This is a genomic window from Archangium sp. (genome assembly GCF_057119385.1).
Genome location: NZ_DBNGVP010000014.1, coordinates 1 through 19,206, shown reverse-complemented (window position 1 = coordinate 19,206; position 19,206 = coordinate 1). Strand labels below are relative to the sequence as shown.

Annotated in this window: 19 protein-coding genes; 8 read left to right on the top strand and 11 right to left on the bottom strand. The window is 68.2% G+C overall.

Translation table 11 applies throughout. From position 1 onward, the window contains the following. Positions 1 to 2 precede the first annotated feature (2 nt). Positions 3 to 2,555 carry an ABC transporter permease gene (locus AC16DP_RS03485; protein ID WP_329733406.1) on the bottom strand — a complete coding sequence of 851 codons (2,553 nt, stop codon included), beginning with the start codon at positions 2,553 to 2,555 and terminating at the stop codon, positions 3 to 5. Then, positions 2,552 to 3,250: an ABC transporter ATP-binding protein gene (locus tag AC16DP_RS03480; protein WP_329733405.1), complete on the bottom strand. Its 699-nt coding sequence runs from the start codon at positions 3,248 to 3,250 to the stop codon at positions 2,552 to 2,554. The genes AC16DP_RS03485 and AC16DP_RS03480 overlap by 4 nt, the downstream gene beginning before the upstream one ends. 141 nt (positions 3,251 to 3,391) lie before the next feature. On the opposite strand from AC16DP_RS03480, the gene AC16DP_RS03475 reads away from it, so the two are divergent. The 3 genes from AC16DP_RS03475 to AC16DP_RS03465 all read left to right on the top strand — a co-directional run bounded on the left by AC16DP_RS03475 (position 3,392) and on the right by AC16DP_RS03465 (position 7,003). Further along, positions 3,392 to 3,670 carry a type II toxin-antitoxin system Phd/YefM family antitoxin gene (locus AC16DP_RS03475; RefSeq protein ID WP_329733404.1) on the top strand — a complete coding sequence of 93 codons (279 nt, stop codon included), beginning with the start codon at positions 3,392 to 3,394 and terminating at the stop codon, positions 3,668 to 3,670. Between the two features lie 50 nt (positions 3,671 to 3,720). Beyond that, positions 3,721 to 5,304, top strand: coding sequence for an SH3 domain-containing protein (locus AC16DP_RS03470; RefSeq protein ID WP_483956627.1), 1,584 nt, complete (start codon positions 3,721 to 3,723; stop codon positions 5,302 to 5,304). A gap of 328 nt (positions 5,305 to 5,632) precedes the next feature. Beyond that, entirely contained in the window at positions 5,633 to 7,003 is a 1,371-nt protein-coding gene (locus AC16DP_RS03465; RefSeq protein WP_483956626.1) for an MEDS domain-containing protein, read from the top strand. Positions 7,004 to 7,042: 39 nt separating this feature from the next. On the opposite strand, the gene AC16DP_RS03460 is transcribed toward AC16DP_RS03465, so the two are convergent. From AC16DP_RS03460 to AC16DP_RS03440, 5 genes are all read right to left on the bottom strand, one after another. Beyond that, the gene (locus AC16DP_RS03460; protein WP_329733401.1) at positions 7,043 to 7,261 is read right to left on the bottom strand and encodes a hypothetical protein; all 219 of its coding nucleotides are present in this window, start codon (positions 7,259 to 7,261) and stop codon (positions 7,043 to 7,045) included. 153 nt (positions 7,262 to 7,414) lie between these two features. Then, positions 7,415 to 7,627, bottom strand: coding sequence for a hypothetical protein (locus AC16DP_RS03455; RefSeq protein WP_329733400.1), 213 nt, complete (start codon positions 7,625 to 7,627; stop codon positions 7,415 to 7,417). Positions 7,628 to 7,632: 5 nt separating this feature from the next. Beyond that, positions 7,633 to 8,040 carry a hypothetical protein gene (locus tag AC16DP_RS03450; RefSeq protein ID WP_329733399.1) on the bottom strand — a complete coding sequence of 136 codons (408 nt, stop codon included), beginning with the start codon at positions 8,038 to 8,040 and terminating at the stop codon, positions 7,633 to 7,635. Between the two features lie 3 nt (positions 8,041 to 8,043). After that, a complete protein-coding gene (locus tag AC16DP_RS03445; RefSeq protein ID WP_329733398.1) occupies positions 8,044 to 9,672 on the bottom strand; it encodes a hypothetical protein in 1,629 nt (542 codons plus the stop codon). Positions 9,673 to 9,807: 135 nt separating this feature from the next. Beyond that, positions 9,808 to 10,608 (bottom strand): alpha/beta hydrolase, encoded by an 801-nt coding sequence (locus AC16DP_RS03440; RefSeq protein WP_329733452.1) that lies wholly within the window; start codon positions 10,606 to 10,608, stop codon positions 9,808 to 9,810. A gap of 64 nt (positions 10,609 to 10,672) precedes the next feature. Between AC16DP_RS03440 and AC16DP_RS03435 the strand changes: the two genes are divergently transcribed. Beyond that, positions 10,673 to 10,966, top strand: a complete 294-nt coding sequence (locus tag AC16DP_RS03435) for a DUF3467 domain-containing protein (RefSeq protein WP_329733397.1) — start codon at positions 10,673 to 10,675, stop codon at positions 10,964 to 10,966. A gap of 55 nt (positions 10,967 to 11,021) precedes the next feature. On the opposite strand, the gene AC16DP_RS03430 is transcribed toward AC16DP_RS03435, so the two are convergent. After that, positions 11,022 to 11,978: an endonuclease/exonuclease/phosphatase family protein gene (locus AC16DP_RS03430; RefSeq protein WP_329733396.1), complete on the bottom strand. Its 957-nt coding sequence runs from the start codon at positions 11,976 to 11,978 to the stop codon at positions 11,022 to 11,024. Between the two features lie 234 nt (positions 11,979 to 12,212). On the opposite strand from AC16DP_RS03430, the gene AC16DP_RS03425 reads away from it, so the two are divergent. The 4 genes from AC16DP_RS03425 to AC16DP_RS03410 are packed head-to-tail and all read left to right on the top strand — an operon-like array spanning position 12,213 to position 15,959. After that, on the top strand, positions 12,213 to 12,968 hold the full coding sequence (locus AC16DP_RS03425) for a hypothetical protein (protein WP_329733395.1): 756 nt from the start codon (positions 12,213 to 12,215) through the stop codon (positions 12,966 to 12,968). After that, positions 12,965 to 13,867 (top strand): oxygen-dependent coproporphyrinogen oxidase, encoded by a 903-nt coding sequence (gene hemF, locus AC16DP_RS03420; protein ID WP_329733394.1) that lies wholly within the window; start codon positions 12,965 to 12,967, stop codon positions 13,865 to 13,867. Before AC16DP_RS03425 ends, hemF begins: the two co-directional genes overlap by 4 nt. A 15-nt stretch (positions 13,868 to 13,882) precedes the next feature. Further along, positions 13,883 to 14,386 (top strand): hypothetical protein, encoded by a 504-nt coding sequence (locus tag AC16DP_RS03415; protein ID WP_329733393.1) that lies wholly within the window; start codon positions 13,883 to 13,885, stop codon positions 14,384 to 14,386. Positions 14,387 to 14,435: 49 nt separating this feature from the next. Continuing rightward, positions 14,436 to 15,959, top strand: coding sequence for a hypothetical protein (locus tag AC16DP_RS03410; RefSeq protein WP_329733392.1), 1,524 nt, complete (start codon positions 14,436 to 14,438; stop codon positions 15,957 to 15,959). Between the two features lie 79 nt (positions 15,960 to 16,038). Here the strand turns inward: AC16DP_RS03410 and AC16DP_RS03405 are convergent, their stop codons facing one another. The 3 genes from AC16DP_RS03405 to AC16DP_RS03395 form a co-directional block, all read right to left on the bottom strand. Continuing rightward, positions 16,039 to 16,770 (bottom strand): AAA family ATPase, encoded by a 732-nt coding sequence (locus AC16DP_RS03405; protein ID WP_329733391.1) that lies wholly within the window; start codon positions 16,768 to 16,770, stop codon positions 16,039 to 16,041. 146 nt (positions 16,771 to 16,916) lie between these two features. After that, positions 16,917 to 17,705 (bottom strand): hypothetical protein, encoded by a 789-nt coding sequence (locus tag AC16DP_RS03400; RefSeq protein WP_329733390.1) that lies wholly within the window; start codon positions 17,703 to 17,705, stop codon positions 16,917 to 16,919. Further along, positions 17,702 to 19,206, bottom strand: a 1,505-nt coding sequence (locus tag AC16DP_RS03395; protein WP_483956625.1) for a hypothetical protein, incomplete at its 5' end; no start/stop codon positions are given. The genes AC16DP_RS03400 and AC16DP_RS03395, both read right to left, overlap by 4 nt.

Below are 19,206 nucleotides of genomic sequence, written 5' to 3'. Positions count from 1 at the left end.
CCTCACTCCTCCCTCAGCGCCAGGGCGGGGTTGGCGCGCGACATCTTCCAGGACGGGTACAGGCCCGCGAGCGCCGCCGCCGCGAGGGCCAGCACCATCGCCTGGGTGAGCACGTCGCCGGAGACGAGCAGTTGCAGCGTCCACCCGAAGGAGCGCTGGTTGATGACGTGGACGAGCACGTACGCGAGCGCCACGCCGAGCGGCAGCGAGAAGAGCCCCGCGAGCAGGCCCAGCAGCCCCGTCTGGAGGGACACGAGGCCCCAGAGCTGGCGCGGGGTGAGGCCGGTGGCTCGCAGCACCGCCAGCTCGCGCGCCCGCTCCAGCTGAAGCGCCATGAGCGCGCTCAACACGCCGATGAAGGCCACACCCACCGCGAGCAGCCGCAGCACGTGGGTGATGGTGAAGGTGCGGTCGAACACCTCGAGGGACATCTGGCGCAGCGCGCGGTTGGACTGGATGCCGAGCGCCTGCACGTCCCTGGAGCGCTCGCGCACCCGGGCCACGAGCGCGTCCACGTCCTGACCGGGCTCGGCGTAGAGGGCCACGCCACTCACGCGCGCGTCCTCGAAGTGGCGCAGGTACGTGCCGCGCAGCATCAGCAACGTGCCCGTGTCCGAGCCGTAGTCGAAGTACACGCCCACCACGCGGAAGCGGCGCGGGCCCTGGTCCGTGGCCAGCTCCACCGTGCCGCCCACGCCCAGCCGGCGGTGGAAGGCGAAGGGCTCGGAGACGATGACGGCGTCCGGTGCCTCCAGCTCCTTCCACACGCGCGCCGCGTCTCCCTCCTTGAAGCGGTAGGGCCGCACCGGCGTGGTGCCGAAGTCCACCGCGCGCACGTCCGTGGGCACGCCGTCCACGCGCACCTGCACCGTGCGGATGGTGCTGCTGCTGGCCACTCCGGGGAGGGCGCGCACCTGCTCGGCGAGCCCCGGCGCGAAGGTGGCGCCGCCCCGCCGGGTGACGAGCGCGGGCGGGGACACGTAGACGTCCGCCTCCAGCGAGGACTCCAGCCAGTCCGCCACCGTGCCGCGGAAGCTCGTCACCATGAGGCCCACGCCCACCGTGGTGGCCACCGCCACCATCAGCGCCGCCAGCGCCACGGCGGTGCGGCTGAGGTTCGATGTCACGCCGCGCGCCGCCATGCGCCCGAGCAGCCCGAAGGGGCGTCCCAGCGGACCCGCCGCCAGTCCCGCCAGCTTCGCCGTCAGCCAGGGCACCAGCAGCGACGCGCCGAGCAGCAGCGAGAAGAGGCCCGCGTAGGCCGGCAGCAGCTCGGGCGTGGGCAGGGACAGCAGCCCCACGCCCAGCACGAGGATGACGAGTCCCAGCAGCGCGAGCCGGGGAGCCCGGTGGCGCGACACGTCCTCGAGGGTGGAGCGGCGCAGCGTCACCGCGGGCGCCGAGCGCGCGGCCTCCCACGCGGGCAGCATCGCGGCGGCCAGCGTCGCGCCCAGGCCCAGCACCACGCCCTTCGCCAACGTGAAGGACTCCAGAGAAAGGCTGCGCACGCTCACCACGAGGTACAGGTCATTGAGCGTCCGGGTGACGAGCTCCATCAACCCGCGCCCGAGCACCACTCCCAGCAGCAGCCCCGCCACCGTGCCCACCGCGCCCAGCGCCGCCGCCTCGCCGAGCACCAGGGCGAAGAGCTCGCGCCGGGTAATGCCCACCGCGCGCAACCGTCCGAGCTGCTCGCGCCGCTGCACCACCGAGAAGGTCATCGTGTTGTAGATGAGGAACGTGCCCACCACGAGCGCCAGCAGAGACAGCGCGGTGAGGTTGGTGCGGAACGCCCGCGTCATCTGTTCCACCGCGTTGCCCCGGGCGCGGGGGCGTAGCACCTCGGCGCCCTCGGGCAGCAGGGGGCGCAGGCTCGCCAGGTGGGTCTCACCGGCCTCGCCGTCCGGCAGCTTCAGGTCGATATGCGAGAGGCGCCCCACCTGGCCGAGCACCTCCTGTGCGGTGGAGACGTCGGTGAGGACGAGGCTCTCCATCGCCTGGGCACGGTTCTCGTCTCCGGGCTGGAGCAGCGCCACCACACGCAGCGGCTTCACCACGCCCTCCACGGCCACGAGGAGCGCGTCTCCAGCCTTCACGTTCAGCGCCTGGGCCGTGCGCTCGGTCATGAGGGCGGCACCGGGCTCGGTGAGGAAGGCGCCCAGGTCCACCTGGCCTCCACCTCGGGGGACGAAGGAGCGGAAGGGCGCCTCGGCGAAGGGATCGATGCCGAGGACGGTGAGGGTGCGCTGATCTCCGCTCCGCGCGCGCACGTAGCCCTCCACCACGGGGGCGGACACGGGGGCGCCGGGCTGGAGGCGCAGGGCGCGGTACACGGACTCGGGCAGTCCCGAGGGCCCCCCGACGAGCTGGTGGGTGGCGCGGCCCGCCACGGTGTCCGTGGAGCGCTCGAAGGCGCGCATGGCGCTCGCGTTGGCGAGGTCGATGGACACCACCACCGCCACGCCCAGTGCGATGCCCAGCAGGGACAGGGCGGTGAGCCACGGGTGGCTGCCCAGGTGGCGCAGGCTGGCGCGGACCAGGAGGCGCTGTTTCACGCGCGAGCCTCCCGCTCGACGAGTCGGCCCGTCTCCAACGACAGCACCCGGTCCGCGCGCGCGACGAGGCCCGGGTCGTGGGTGACGATGAGGGCGCACGCGTTCTCGCGGCGGGTGAGGCCCTCGAGCAGGTCCAACACCTTGCGTCCCGTCTGCTCGTCGAGGTTGCCGGTGGGCTCGTCGGCCAGGAGCAGGGGAGGGGTATGGGCGAGCGCGCGGGCCACGGCCACCCGCTGCTGCTCACCGCCGGAGAGCCGGTCGGGGAAGCTCGCGGCCCGGTTGCCGAGGCCCACGGTGTCGAGCAGCTCGCGCACGCGGTTGCGCGAGGCGGGGCCGTCGCGGCCGGTGAGCTCCAGGGGCAGGAGGATGTTCTCCTCCACGGTGAGGGTGGGCAGCAGGTTGAAGGCCTGGAAGATGAAGCCGATGCGCTCGCGGCGCAGCAGGGTGCGCTCGTGCTCGCTCAGGGTGACGAGCTCGCGGCCATCGACGCGCACCGTGCCCCGCGAGGGGAGATCGATGCCGCTGATGAGATTGAGAAGCGTGGATTTTCCCGAGCCACTGCGTCCGAGCAGCACGATGAACTCGCCCGCGTGCAGGGTGAGGCGCACATGGGAGAGCACCTCGCGGACGGCATCGCCCTCGGCGTAGGACTTGGAGACGTCGTGGAGCTCGACAACGGGCTGGGCGGGGGGCATGCGGGAAAGGTCCCCTAACGGATGCGCGAGGCCCACGCACGTTCCGTGTGAAAACGCTTCCTCGTCAGCCCGCTCGTCCTGGGGGATGCCGTGCGGTTCGAGGCGGGAGTTGGTACTGTTCCCGCAACTGGAGGCGGGCGCATGAAGCTGACCGAGGACATCAAGCCGGTGACCTGCATGAAGACCCGTGCCGCGGAGCTGCCGCGGGAGGTGAAGCGCTCGCGCAGGCCCGTCGTCATCACGCGGAACGGGGAGGCCCAGGCGGTCGTCCTCGACGTGGCCACCTACGAGGCCCTCCGCGATGCCTCGCTGCTCCTCCAGCTCACCTCCCAGGGGGAGGCGGATGTGCAGGCGGGACGCACGACACCTCAGTCGGAAGTGTTCGCGCGCGCTCGGCGGCGGCTCGCCCGGGAGAAGTAGGACGGCGGAGTTTTTGGGCACGTTCGTTCAGTTCATGTAAGGAGGCGGGAGTGACGCGACGGCGTGATCCATACGGTATTTTCGGGCTCCTTGATGTACTGGAGCGAACCCAATTCATTACCAAAAACTTGGGGATGAGCAGCGCTGTGAGCGTGCTCTCAGAGAGCACCCGGTCCATGGACGCGCTGCACAAGGGACTGGGGGGAATAGGCGCTGCCAGTGTGACCCGTGACATCACCCGGTCCATGGACGCGCTGCACAAGGGACTGGGGGGAATGGGCGCTGCCAGTGTGACCCGTGACATCACCCGGTCCATGGACGCGCTGTACAAGGGACTGGGAGGGATGAGTAGCGCTGCGAGAGTGCTCTCTGAGAGCACCCGGTCCATGGATGCGCTGTACAAGGGACTGGGGGGAATGGGCGCTGTCAGTGTGACCCGTGACATCACCCGGTCCATGGACGCGCTGTACAAGGGACTGGGAGGGATGAGCGCTGCGAGAGTGCTCTCTGAGAGCACCCGGTCCATGGATGTGCTGCACAAGCGACTCGGGGGAATGGGCGCTGTCAGTGTGACCCGTGACATCACCCGGTCCATGGACGCGCTGCACAAGCGACTCGGTGGAATAGGCGCTACTCATGTCACCGCCGACACCGCTCGGTCGATCAATAAGAGCCTAGGAGGGATGGGCAGCTTTGCGAACGTGCTCTCCGAAAATACCAAGGCATTGAGCGCATTTTACAAAGGGCTAGGGGGGATAGGAACTGCCCGTGTTACTGCCGACATCGCTCGGCCCATGGACGCGCTGCGCAAGAGCTTGGCGGAAGTAAGTGCTGTTTCTGGCTTGAGTCAATTCGGAGCGACAGTTGCGGCTGCGGGTCTGATAGGTAATTTCGACCAGGGATTGACGCGTGCTGCAGTGGCAGCAACTAGCCTGATCGAATCCGTAGCGGATGAGCCAGCGGTGCTTGATGACGCACGCGCTCAGTCTGCGTTGATCGATTCAGTGGCAGATGTCGAAGCGTTTACGCGGAAGTTACCGACTGCCACGCAGGATGAAGTGAAGCAGTTGACGGAGACGCTGCTTGAGGGATTGTTTTCAAAGTACGGCGAGCGTTGGCTGGCTGCGCAATCGCCTCAGGCAAGATGGTCCCTGGATAGAATACTGACGCTCATCGCCCTTGTGCTGACGCTATGGGGCATCCGCTACAACGAGCTGGGCCTTCGTGTAGGTGATCGGAGCCTCCGTGTAAGTGAAGAATCGTTGCAGCTCGCAAAGTCGGCCGCTGAGGGTAGCACTCAGGACATGGCGGCTTTGCGCGCGGAGATCTCCAAATCCGGTAAGGAGCAAGTGGAGGAACTCCAAAAGGTACGTGAAGTATTGGAGCGCTGCGCTGAGGTCGATAAGGAAGCGGATACCGATGAGACTACGTACTACATCGTCGAACGTAGTACGGCGTTGACGGTTTCTCCATCTGTCAAAGCTCCAAAAATAACGGCCATCTATCCGAATCAATCGGTCACATTGATTCAGCGAAAGCGCAAATGGATCAAGGTCCAATACTACGATTACCTCACAAGCAAGATTGTAGAGGGGTGGGTGTTGAAGAAGTATTTGCGCCGATTGCCAGATTGAGGGGAAATGCAAAGGGGAGTGTCATCAGGAGCAACTAGATGAACTCTCGTGGAGTGGCGAGCATCTTGCTCGCTTGCCAGTAATGGTGCCCTCGTCGCGGTAGGATGCTTGCCCTTTAGCCAAGTGGGTAGGCGTTCTCTGCGTACCCTTTATTCCTGCTACACGGGCATGCGCTTCATTGTGTGAAGGCGGACAGGCGTCCCCTCCAGGCCTCGGCCTTGCCCCCGGTCGGCTGGAATGCCTCGCGTCCAGGGTTTGTCTCCTTTGTCCCCGAAACACTTACACCTGCTCCTCATTCAGCAGAGCGATCGAAGGGACACCAGAGCCTATGGAGATTCAGCGAGAGCTTCAGCGCATGGGCCACGGTGACCACCTGTGCCTCGTCTACGAAAACGCCGAGGAACAGTGGGATGCGGTGATTCCGTACATGGCCGAGGGCCTGGCGCGGAATGAGGCCTGCCTGTACGTCATCGACGACCGTGCTCTCGACGAGGTCCGGCAGGCCTTCATCGCCTACGGAGTGGACATCGACGCGCACGTGCGCTCGGGCCAGTTCGTCTTCGCCACCAAGCGCGAGGCCTATCTGGCCTCCGGTGCCTTCAATCCGCAGGCGATGATCGCCTTCCTGGATGTGCCCGTGCGGGAGGCGGCCGCCGCAGGCCGCACGGGCTTCCGCGTGACGGCCGAGATGACGTGGGCCCTCGGCCAGGAGTGCGGGTGTGACCGGCTCATCGAGTACGAGTCCCTCCTGAGCGAGTTCTTCCCGGGCAGCCGCGTCACGGCCATCTGCCAGTACAACCGCAAGCGCTTCGCCGCGGACATCATCCGCGACGTGCTGCGCACCCATCCCGTCGCCATCCTCGGCAACCAAGTGTGCCCCAACCTCTATTACGAGACGCCCGCCATGGTGCTGGGCCAGGGCTCCACCGAGCAGCGCGTGGACTGGATGATTCAACAGCTCCAGCGCTTCCGCAGCGCCGAGCGCAAGCTGGAGCGGGCCGTCCAGGCCCGGGACGAGTTCCTCTCGGTGGCCAGCCACGATCTCAACACGCCGCTGACGTCGCTCAAGCTCCAGGTGCAGTCCCTCACGCGCACCCTGGCCCGGGGAGACGGAGCGTCCCTCACGCGCGAGAAGGTGAGCAGCATCGTCGATCGCACGGACCGGCAACTGCGCCGGTTATCACGCCTGGTGTCCGATCTGCTCGATGTCTCGCGCATCCACGCGAACAAGATGACGCTCGAGCTGGAGCACATGGAGTTGCGCGAGCTCGTCGACGACGTGGTGGACCGCGTCTCGGGAGAGTTCACGCAGATGGGCGTGCGGCTCGACGTCGCTCCGGGGTCGCGGGTGATGGGGTATTGGGACCGGAGCCGGCTGGAGCAGGTGCTCATCAACCTGCTGACCAATGCGCTCAAGTACGGCGCGGGCAGGCCGGTGCGAGTCGACCTGGCGGCGGATGGGGGGCGGGTGTACCTGTCCGTGAAGGACCAGGGCGTCGGGCTGCGCGACGAGGACCGCGCGCGCATCTTCGAACGTTTCGAGCGGGCCATCAGCGCCAGTGAGGCCAGTGGCCTGGGCCTGGGGCTCTACATCACGCGGGAGATCGTCCAGGCGCACGGAGGAGACATCTCCGTGGAGAGCCGGCTGGGAGCGGGCTCCACCTTCACGGTGTCGCTGCCGCTGGGGGCGCGGGCGTAGTCTCCCGGAGCCTGTCGAAGAAGCCAGGTGCTCGACCTGTCAGGATGAGGTTCTTCGATTGAGCATCCAGTACTCCTCCACGCTGCGCACGGTCGCGATGACCTCGGGTTTCCCCTTCTTCTTCACCACGATCGCGCCAATCGTTCCCGGTTCCGCCGCCAGGAGCGCCCAGAACGCGGCCCGCTCCTCGGGCGTCGGCTCCGCGCGGACGCGCTGCACGAGCATCACCACCAATCCCGCCGGGCCGAGCGCCATCAAGCCCCAGCCTGCCCAGTCTACTTCCCCGGCAAGCCCTCAGCGGTGGCCCTCGTAGACCCAGTAGCCCGTAAAGGCCACGAAGAACATGGCCCATACCCCCAGCCCAATCAGCCACAGCGGGGTGGGTTTTTTGTGGGCCATCTTCCTCACGCCTCACCGTCCTCTCGGCGTTGGGCCGTCCAGGCCGCGGCGCACGCCCTGCTCCACCTGCTCGCCAGTCAGCGCGTCCACCAGATAATACCCGCCAAGGCCGATGATGAAGCCCACGGCGTTGCCCAGCAGGGGAACCTCCGAGCCCCAGAGGGCGCCAAGCCTCGGGGGTGGAGCCAGGACGGTGGCTCCGGTTCTACAACCCTTGAAGCGCACGGCCCTCAGACGATGTCCTCGGGCAGGAAGACGCGATGGTCCGGGGGCAGTTGGCCCGAGCCCGCCAGCTTCAGGTATTCCTCCGTGCTGCGCACGGTCGCGATGACCTCGGGCTTCCCATTGCGCGTCACCACCACCGCGCCGATGGTTCCCGGTGGCGAATGGAAGATGGCCCAGAACACCGCCCGCTCCTCGGGCGTCGGCTCCGCCCGGATGCGCTCCACGATCATCACCACCAATCCCGCTACCGCGCCTGCCAGCAGAGCAACAGCCCGCCACTCGATTCTTCCTGAATGCCCTTGCTGGTGGGTGCTCTGGTAGTACTCGAGAACCGAGAGGGCGAGGAAAGCACCGGCCCATACGCGCACACCCAGCAACCACAGCGGGAGGGGGTTCTTCCGGGTGGTTTTCACACGTCACCGTCCTCTCGGCGTTGGGCCGTCCAGGCCGCGGCGCACGCCCTGCTCCACCTGTTCGCCGGTCAGCGCATCCACCAGATAATACCCGCCAAAGCCGATGATGAAGCCCACGGCGTTTCCCAACAGGGGAACCTCCGAGCCCCAGAGGGCGCCAACAACCCCCGCCGCGATGGCCGAGCTCAAACCGCCAGCGACAAAGGCTCGCGTCCCCATCGCGGCGTAGTCCGTACCGCTGTGCTCTTCATCGTCGAGCGCGAGCGCGGTCATCGTGAAGACCGGGGCGGCCAGAGCGCCTCCCGCGAATCCACCCATGGCTCGGCCCGTTCCCGCCGCCACTCGGATGTTCGCTCCCCGCGCAATCAGATTGCGTGACAAGCCGCTGCCCGCGTTGGCCGTGACGAGATTCTGGGTCGCTCCCCCCACCAGACCTGATGTACCCCCAGCAACCGCGGCCCTGCTGTACCTCTGCTCCTTGTCCGGTTGTGGCTCATAGTGGAGGTGGATGCCCTCACAAATCAGGGATACCACCGCCCCCCCTGCCGCGCCGCGCCCCCCCGCGATACTGGAAGCCACGGTGTTTCCACGCACCCCACCCCCATGTCGCGCCACCAGGAGGAGCTCGGGAAAGACCCAGCGGTTGACCTGGGCGGGCGTCATGTGGGGATTGGCGGTGGCCACCTGCTGGCGGAAGCGCTCCAGTTGGACGAGATGAGGGGAGGTCATGCCGTTGCCCACGACGCGGCTGGCCAGCCTCTCCCGCAGGGATGCGAGCGCGGCCTCCGCTTGTCGGCTCACCTCGGGTGGCGTCCCGGTGCTCCGGCGGGTGTTCTCCAGGTTCTGGTATGCGCGGTACACCGTCCCGCCGATGCGCACCGGCTCCGCCTCCAACAGCTTGTCCGCCACCTCCCGGTAGGACTGCTTGCGGTAGGTGTTGGGGTCGCGCAACACGGCCCGGAACGGCTCGACATGCTCCTCGTTCACCGAGAGGTACCCGTTGCGCAGCATCAGGGCGTGGCCCTCGTCCGCCGGCAGCCGGGGATAGAGGGCCGCTCGCGCCCGCTCCCAGGTGCTGGGACGCAGGCCGACAATATCCCGCAGCCCCCGCAGGTAGGTCTCGAACGGGTCTCCCCGGCTGTCCGCCGCGCGCACGCTCGTCTTCACCGAATTGAGACGGCCCCGGCTGTCACGCAGATCGAAGATGGGATGGTTGGGGCGCACGGCATTGAGGTCCTGCTGGGGAAGCATTCCCCCATACCGGGCCGAGAGCTCGCCGAGGTTGCCGCGCCAGTCGCTCCGGGAGAGCGCGGTGGTGCCCGGGTCCCGGGAGAAGGGGCCCGGAGCATTCCGCTCGAAGGCGGGCAGGGCGTGCAGGCTGGAGAGGTAGCCCGAGAGGGCCGGGCCCGGCACAGTCGGGATGGAGTTGTGCCACAGCCACTGCTCGAGTTGGGAGCGGGTGAGAACATCGCCGGAGGAATCCTCGTGCGCCCCGGCCGAGACCTTGACGACGGTCAGGGCCGCACCATGGGGAACGAGCTTGAAGTGCTCGCCAGAAATGGGCAGGGGCGGGCCTTTCCCGGGTCGTTCCGCGGACTTCGCGCTCGTGCCTTTCTTCGACGAAGTCGTCATGCGAACTCCTCCAGCGCCGCCATCATCTCCCTGGACGTATCACCCGGAGCATGGCCGAGCAGCGAAGAACCTGCTTCCCCGCCCCCGTGTTGGCCGCACTGCGCTTCAGCGCGTGCCGGACGGAGGGCTCCACCTTCACGGTGTCGCTGCCGCTGGGCGCGCGGGCGTAGTCTCCCGGAGCCTGTCGAAGAAGCTCCCCACCTCCGAGGCGAGCAGCGGCCCGCCCTTGTCCCGGGGCATGATGTGGAAACCCGTGCTCAGCGAGATGAAGCGCACCTGGGGCGAGGCGGTGAGGCCGCGCACCAGCACCGGGCCGCACGTGGGGTCCACCACGTGGTCCTGCTCGGCCACCGCCACCAGCGTGGGGCAGCGCACCCGGGGCAGGACACTCATCGCGATGTCCTGCAACTCCCACAGGTCCCGCAGCCGCGCCGAGGGGAACGCGGGGAGGATGGGCGCCTCGGCCAGCACCTCTGGATCCGAGACATCCGTGCCCGTCTTGAAGACCCACGGCTTCACCCGCTCGAGCAGCCCGTGGAGCCGCAGCCGCTTGAGCAGCCACAGGTGCGGACCCTTGAAGCGCAGCGCCGGAGCGACGAGCGCCAGTCCGTGCACCTGCTCCGGGTAGTCCGCCGCGAGCCGCAGCGACAGCAGCGCCCCCATGGACAGACCCGCGACGAAGATGCGCCGGTAGCCACGCAGGGACAGCAGCGCCTGGGCCGCGGCCCCCTCCCAGTCGCGATGGCTCACGCTCAGCAGGGCCTCGGGGGTGGTGCCATGGCCCGGCAACAGGGGCGCCCGGACGTACAGGCCTCGTGCCGCCAGCGCCTCGCCCAGCGGGCGCACGTCCCAGGGGCTCCCCGTGAAGCCGTGCAGCAGGAGGCAGGCGTCCTCTCCCCGCCCCAGCTCGAACGGCGCCGTCTTCTCCGGGTCCATCCGCTGTGCTCGCACCATGACTCAGTCTAGTCACCGTGCGCTTCTGGCGGTATGCCCCCCTCCCATGTCGGATACTCCCAAGCCCCCCGATCTCTCCCTGCAGCTCCAAATCGATGACGATGTGGCCAACGGCCAATACGTGAACATGGCGCTCGTCAATCACACGGAGACGGAGTTCACCCTGGACTTCATCTACGTCCAGCCCCACCAGCCCCACCCGCCGCGCGCCAAGGTGCGCTCGCGCGTCATCCTCAACCCCAAGCACCTCAAGCGGCTGCTGGGCGTCCTCCAGGACGGGGTCGCCCGGTACGAGGAGCGCTTCGGCCCCATCGTCCTCTCCGAGGAGGGCCGGCACTGAAGGGTGCTCCCACCCGTGGAGACACGGGTGGGAGTCCTGGTGCGTCAACGGCCGCTCACCACGTGTAGCGCGAGAGCACGGGGAAGTGGTCGCTCGTGGTGCTGCTGTAGTTGGAGATGTACGAGTCCACCCGGTAGGCCTGCACCGAGCCCGAGACGTAGAGCGCCTGGAGCTCGTTGGTGACGAGCTGGTGGTCGATGGCGTCCGGGTAGCTGGCGGTGGTGGAGATGCGCGCGTCCGAGAGCGCCTTGGTGGGGAAGGTGTAGTCGAGCGAGTCGTCCACGAAGTTCTTGTACGGGGACGCCTTGCCCGAGGTGATGGAGGTGTCCACGTCGTCGTTCCAGTCGCCGAACACCATCACCTTGGTGGTGGGGTACGTGCTGTCCAGGTAGGTCTTGAGGGCCGCCGAGGCGTTGGCGCGGCGCTGCCAGCTCGTCGAGTCGTTGAAGGCCTTGGCGTGCAGGACGATGACGACGATGTCCTCGGTGCGGCCGTTGAGGCTCACGCGCAGCTTCACCTCGAGCGGCGGCCGGCCGGCGAAGTCATAGTCATTGGAGGTGAGGATGATGCGGGCGCTCACCACCGAGGCGACGCTCGTCTTGTAGACGATGCCCACCTTCTGCTCGCTGGAGCTGTACCAGGTGCTGCCGCTCGTCACGGTGGAGGCGTTGGCGAGCACGCCCGCGTAGCCGGGCAGCTGGGAGACGAGGCTGTTGAAGCTGGTGGCGCTCACCACCTCCTGCAGGCCCCAGATGTCCAGGTCGGCGCCGGTGATGACGTCGCGCGCGTTGGACAGCTGCAGCGACTCGTTGGTGGGGCCGTTGGAGGTGGAGCCGAACCACTCGAGGTTCCAGTTGCCGAAGTCGAGCGTGGTGGCGGTGCCCCGGGCGGGGACGGTGACGGCATCCTCGCGCGTGGCGAGCCCGGACTCGGACTCGAGCTCCTCGGGGGGGCCACCGCACGCGGCGGCGAGCGAGCTCAGGAGCAGCAGGGACAGGCGCAGACGATTCATGGGGCGTTCTCCCGGGTAGAGGGAAATGGGGGGTGCGCAGGGTGGCTGGCTGCCCACCCCGCGGCCAAGCGAAGACTCGGTGACGTTTGGGTTGGCCACGCGTTTCCGCCCCCCCGCGTTGGCCTCCTCACGGCGGGCCGCGTCATGGCCCGGGTGTCCTGGTGGACGGGCCCCCCGGAGTTCGCGTCCGGATGCTGGCCTCCGGGGCCGGGTCAGCGCAGACTCGGGGGTCTCGTGCGCTCCGTCGTCCTGCTCCTCGTCCTGATGCTGTCCGCTCCGGCCGCACATGCCGACTGTCCGTCGGATGGCGTGCAGGTGTTCCCCATGCCCGGCGCGGTGGTTCCCACCAACACCCGTTTCCTGCTGGAGGGGCTGGGCACCTTCAGCGCGAAGGTGGCCGAGCTCCCGGGCCGTGTCCTGCGGCTGCAGGCGCATGGCCACGAGGTGGAGGTGCGCGTCCAGCGCGGTTGGACGAGCACCCTCGGGCGCTCCACCGTGGTGTTGAGGCCCTCGGGCTCGCTCAAGCCGGGCCTCGTCTACACGCTGCGCCTGGACGACGTGCTGCCCGGGGCGAAGGTGCTCAACGGGACGGGGACGACGCTGCCCGAGTGGCACAGCGGCCGGGGCCAGGACGTGGCGCGCCCGCGCTGGGTCGAGCGCCCCGCCGTCAGCGAGGGCCTCTTCCGCCGCACCCGCCAGGGCACGGAGCGCTTCGTCAAGCTGCGCATGAGCCTGCGCGAGGACAGTCCGTCCTATGTGGTGGTGACGCTCTGGCGCCGGGGCCAGGACATGGCGCCCCAGCACTACTTCACCTCGCTGCACGACGGGGTGGCGCTGGTGGGGCACCAGGCGTGCAGCGGGGCCTTCGCGCTGGAGGACGGAAGGAGTTATCGCGCGAAGTTGGAGGTCTTCGACGCGGCGGGTAATACCGCGCCCGCGGTGCCCAACCTGCAGTTCGAGGCGCCGGTGGCGACCCAGGAGAACCCATGACGGTGGACGTGGAGAAGCTGAAGGAGCGGATGGTGGAGTTCATCCACGGGCTGCAGGACGACATCTGCGGCGCGCTGGAGCAGCTCGATGGGAAGGCGCGGTTCCGGGAGGACCCGTGGACGCGGCCGGGCGGTGGCGGTGGGCGCAGCCGCGTGCTGGAGGACGGGGCGGTGCTGGAGAAGGGCGGGGTGAGCACCTCGGTGGTGTTCGGCGAGCTGGAGGAGGCCTTCGCCAGGAAGCTGCAGGGCGAGGGCCGCACCTTCTGGGCCGGGGGTATCTCCCTGGTGCTCCACCCGCGCAACCCGCATGTGCCCACCGTGCACGCCAACTACCGCTTCATCCACCAGGGCGGGAAGGCGTGGTTTGGAGGCGGGGCGGACCTGACGCCGTACTACCTCTATGACGAGGACGCGGTGCACTTCCACCGGGTGCACAAGGAGGCGTGCGACCGGAACGATCCGGCGTACTACCCGCGCTTCAAGGAGACGTGCGACAAGTACTTCCACCTGCGCCACCGCGAGGAGGCGCGCGGCGTGGGCGGCATCTTCTTCGAGAACCTCGGCGGCGACCTGGAGCGCGAGTTCGAGCTGGTGCGCGACGCCGGCCGGGCCTTCCTCCCCGCGTACCTGCCCATCGCCGAGCGGCGCAAGGACCTGCCGTACACGGAGGCGCAGCGCTTCTGGCAGGAGGTGCGGCGCGGGCGCTACGTGGAGTTCAACCTGGTGTGGGACCGGGGCACGACCTTCGGCCTGGAGACGAAGGGGCGCACCGAGTCCATCCTCATGTCGCTGCCGCCGCAGGTGCGCTGGCGCTACGACTACCACCCGGCGCCCGGCACCGAGGAGGCGCGGCTGGTGGAGGTGCTCCGCAACCCGCGCGACTGGGCCGGTTCCCGGTAGGCAGGAGGGTGCATCGTGGAGAGCTCCGTTCCTGAAGCGCCGCGCCGGGGCCGTCGGAGGTGGCTGGTGAAGGTGGTGCTGGTGTTGGCCGTCGTGTCGGGCTTCGTCAATGCCTTGTTCGTCTTCCGCCTCCTTCGCGGTGGAGGGGGTGTGGGGGAGCCGTCCCTCGCCAACGAGGCGCGCGTCAACGTGCTGCGCCTCTGTGGCGACGTGCAGTCCTACCGGGACGAGCACGGCGTCTTCCTGACGGGGGGGCCGGTGCCGCGCGAGGTGCCGCGAGGCGGGAGGGCCGTGCGCTTCGAGCCGGACGAGAACCTGAAGAAGATCGGCTTCAGCCCCGGCGAGCGCGTTCACTACCAGTACCAGGTGGTGGTGCAGGAGACGCCGCTGGGCGAGGCGGAGGTCACCTGCTACGCGCGGGGGGACCTGGATGGGGACGGCCAGGTGTCCGTCTTCAGCGTGACCCTGGACGCCAACGGAATGACGTCCGCGGTGAAGGTGGAGCGGGAAACAGAGTAGTCCGGGAGGCCCCTGGCAACTTGTCCGCTGCCCGGACGACAATCCAGGGGTGAGCCACACCGGAAACATCAAGGGCGGTGCCGGACCCTTCGTCGGTCCGTCCCCGGGCCGTTCCTCCGAGGGCGGAGGGCCGGGCCGTTCCGCCGATGGCGGCGTTCCGGGTCATGGAGACCGGGGCCCGGGTGCCAGGGGGGCTCGTGAGGAGCGGACGCGCATCGGCCGCTTTCCGGCGGAGGCAGGGGCTCCCGGGGCGGGTGGCATGCCCGAGGAGCGGACGCGCATCGGCCGCGCGCCCACGCAGGTGGAGGTTCCCCGCCCGAGCGAGGCGAAGGAGCCGAAGCCGACGGGCATCTGGAACTTCACCGAGGACGGCCTGGAGAACCGGGGCGAGGCGCGCTCCAACAGGGTTCGCGACGACAGGTCCGCGGGCCGTTTCGAGGGCCCCGAAGGCCAGGAGCGTCCCCGTTCCACCGGCGAGCGGCCCCGGCTCGGGACGGGTGAGCGGCCCCAGCTCGGTACTGGAGAGAGGCCCCGGCTGCGCACGCGGACCCAGGAGGGGGCCGAACCCGGGAACCGTTTCGAGAATCCCGCCTCGCGCAGGACGAGCGAGCGGCCCCGGCTCCCCGAGCGGCGCCCCGTCGAGATTCCGCGCCAGGGGGCCGAAGCCATCCCGGTGCCCGTGTCCACGCCCGAAGGTGCGGAGACCACCGGGGACGTGAAGCCGCTGGAGGACCTGCTGCCGGCGTTCTCCGAGTCCATCGGGCAGGAGTCGCTCGCGCACCATTTCAGCGAGGAGCTGCGCTTCCTGGGCGCGGAGCTGCGGCCCTCGCGGCTGCCGCCCGGCGAGCGGGCCGCGCGCCTCTGGGCCTTCTTCCTCGCCTATGCCGAGGCGAACGCGAGGGATCCGGCGGGCCAGAGTCAGGCGGGGCGTGAGCGCTTCCGCGAGGTGCTCACCGAGCACGGCTTCTCCGGCCTGTACGACGTGAACACGGGCCGCGACGGCGTGGAGGTGGCCCTCGAGCTGCTGAAGGCCCAGACCCCGGAGGAGCTGAAGCGGAAGCTCGCCGACGTCCGCATCGAGCCCCGCCCGGAGACGCTCCCCTCGGAGGTCTCCATCCCCGTGGAGCAGCACACGGCGCCCCTGGAGCATCCGGCGGTGGAGCACCCCGCCACCCCGGAGCAGAAGGCCCACGCGTTCGAGTCCGCGGCCGAGCGTCCGGTGCAGCAGCCGAAGCAGGAGCAGGCGGGATTCGATCAGAAGGAGCAGCTCGCACCGTTGGCGCTCCAGACGAACACCGCTCCGCAGGGGGTGGTGCAGCCTCCGGTGCCGGGCCTGAAGGGCCGGACGGACCTGGAGGGGTCGCCGAATCCGGAGGACGAGCTCGCGCGCCGTGACCGCCATGGCACGAACAAGCGGCTGGGGCCGCACATGCTCTGGAACGCGCTGCACGGCTTCCGGGACTCGCCGGAGGACACGGCGTTGAAGCGGGAGCAGTGGAGCCAGCTGGCCTTCGGGGCGATCATCGGCCTGGTGGGCGCGGCGCTGTTGGTGGCGATGCTGGCGAGCCTGTGACGCTCAGTGGGCGGAGCTCTTGGACCTCGGCCAGGATGGCGATGGCGAGATAGGCGTAGGCGCGCATGTTCCAGGCTCCTTACTCCCCGCAGAGGACGCGCTTGAAGGCGGCCCAGTGCTTCGTCTCCTGTGGCTGGATCGGCGGGAGACCCGGGCGGTCGAAGTCGAGCAGGCGCGCTCGGGGAATGGACATGATGATGGGGGAGTGGGTAGCGATGACGAATTGCCAGTTGCCGGCCCGAGCGGACTCCTCGATCGCCTTCACGAGCTCCAACTGACGCATGGGGGAGAGGGCCGACTCGGGCTCATCGAAGAAGAAGAGCCCGCCCTGCCGCTTCGCGCCGAACACGGCGGAGACGCCCTCGCCATGTGAGCGCTCCCGAAGGGACTTTCCTCCGTACCGCGCATAGGGGTCGCCCATGAAGTCCGGATCCTCCTTGCGCTTGTCCAGGATGCGGGCGAAGTCCAGGAGACTCTCCGCGCGGAAGAAGAAACCATCCCGGGGCCGGACCCTGAACTTGGGGCGAAGGGCGGCGGCGAGCAGCGACGCACGGCGCTCGGAATCGGGCAGCTCGTTCCTGCTTCCACCCCCTCCGGGCAGACCCGCCAGCTCCGCGAGCGCGCTCAGCAGGGTGGACTTGCCGGAGCCGTTCTCCCCGACGAACAGGGTGACGGGTCCTTCGAGCGTCAGGTCGAGCTCCTTCACATACGGCAGATGGAAGGGAAACTGGCTCCAGTCCTGGACGCGCTCCTCGACGATGTAGGCGCCGAGAAGAAAGGGAGGCGCATCCGGCGATCGACTCAGTGTCATGCGTGTTCCTGGAGGCGGGATGTGAACCCTGGCCGCCGATTTCAGAAGGTGAGCATCCGGAAGAACTCGCCCGCCATGCGCCGGCCATGGTGCGCGAGGTTCGACGCCGTTGTGGAAGGAAAGAGGTCTGGCTACGCCGGCACCCGTCACTCATTCCGGAACCACCCCGCTGGAATGCCCAGCGCCGCCAGAATTCGCTCGGGCGCGCGCTCGCCCTTGATGTCGCCAGCAGTTGGCACGCACGGATCCGGACGGAGAGGTTGCGTGAACCGTTCAATGCTCTCTCCGGCTCGCATCACGGTGACGAAGAACCTGTCAAGGCGTGGCGAGGCAGTTACCCCATACACAGTTACATGCGGAAACCGTTCTGACACAGTCATGTCAGCGATGCCTATGTCGCCTGTGCCGCTGGAGATCCGGAGCCCTCGTGGCGTGTCCTCCAAGCGATAGTGCCGTGAGGCGAGTGGCTCGCCAGCAGCTTCCTCCAGCACGCGGTGCGCCTCCTCTGCTCGGACTCCTTCTATCAACGCGACGGTCCGCAGCGGCTTCCTCGCGGGCGAGTCCGAAGAACTCTCGTTGCCTGGCAGCGGACATCCGAGAGACTCCGCCAAGCTGTCTGGATCCGCATCCTCCAGAACATCGAGTGCACCGTTTCGCCACGACATGACTAGCCACGGGTCGTTGGCAACATTGATCGAGTACACGGGCTCATCACATTCGAGCGACAGGGCCTCGGCGATTTGCGTCTCGGCACCAATGTCGATGGGGTCCGTCCCTACGATGGCATGGTAACGGCCACTGCCCGGGATGAGCTCGAAGGGCTGCTCCTTGCCGTCCTCTTCGTCCTCTTCCGTCATCGCGATGGCCCGGGCGCGGCGCTCCAGCCATGCGGGTTCGCCTGGAGCCAGAACCGCCCAGAGAGGCCGCCGGCTCATGGCGCACCTCCGGACAAGTTCTCCGGTAGATTCAGTGCCGCGCGCAACTGTTTCGTTTTGTCCAAGATCTTCGCCTCCTCCATGTGTATGAGCACCACGTCTGGTGCGTTCCTGTCTAGGAACTTGAGCAGCTTCTCCCTGGTCGGCCCACTCAGCTTGTCTGTGCTGACGAGAAACGGTTTTCCTCGAGGTGCCTTCGCCGCATCCGCGAGTTGATCGAGCAGGCGCTGGAGTTGCTTTATTAGCGCCTCCTGCTGCTCGCTGAGCTTGGTACCGCGTTGTCTGGCCAGCCAGGTGTCGAGCGCGTTGCGCCACCGGTTTTCGTTCCAACCCTTGACTTCCACCCCATGTTGAAGCTTGGGCCCCCTCATGGCCGTCAGCACGTCGTCGATGATGTGCCCTCCTTCCATTTTCACCTGCCGCCCAGTCAACTGGAAGCCGGGGAAGAGCTTACGCGCGTTGTCCTCTGTCAGCATCTCCGTCGCGAGGCCTCGGAGTTGCTCGCGCACCGACCGCTGCAGCTTCAAGTTCCCCAGTTCCGCCGCCGCCCGCTGGAAGTCTTTCCAAGGCGTCATCTTGTTCCTGCCCATGGCGTTGAGATCCTCCAGGGTCAGCGATGTGGAGCGCAGCCAACTCAGGTCCACTTTATTCCTGCAGGCCTTCCTCGCGAGTGTAGCCACTGCCTCGGCCTCCAGTTCCGGATGACTGACGAGCCACTCGGCCTCCTTCAGGAAGGCAAGCGGGTCCTTCAGGCTCCGTGCTCCTGAGTGCCGCAGCAACTCGGCGAGCGCCGGCTTCACCGCACCGCGCGTGGAGGCACGCAGCTTGTCCACGGCGGTGAGATAGGCCTGGGCCTTGTCGGCCGGCAGCGCCGCCGCACGCCTCGCCACCGCACCGTAGGCGAGCGCCATTTCCGGGCTCTCCGCCGCCAGCAGCTTCAACGCTTCCAGCGTCTTCTCGGCCTCCTGGGCAGCAAGCCCCGCGCCGCGAATGCCGCCGAGGGCCCGTGCGGCGGCCATTTCCCCCCGCATGGCGAAGAAGGCCTGCTTGAAGGACTCGGCGCCGCCAGGAAGGGAAAGCCGCAGTCCGTCCGGTGTCGCAACGGCCTTGCCCTCGGCGAGCGTCCGCTCCAACGTCCTGGCCAGGGCCTGTATGGACTCCACGGACTCGCGCAGTCCCGCGGAGGCCCGGGCGCCAGACGGACTCAGCACCAGCCCACCCCGGTACGCCAGCTCGCGCCATATGCCCGAGTCGATGAGCCTGGAAATGTCCCGCGCGGCCAGTGCGAGCAGCGCCAGGTCATGCACCGCGAGGAAGGACCGTCCCTCCGCCGTCCGCGACAGCTCCGCGCGCCAGGTGTCCACCACCGCCAGTGTGGTCACCAGGGCCATGCGTCCGACGAACTGACGTACCGCCGTCCTCCGCGCCGCGGCGAGGGGGCCAGCTTCCGCGGCGGCGGCCGGCACACCTGTCAGCAGCGGTGCCTTCGTCCAGGCAGACA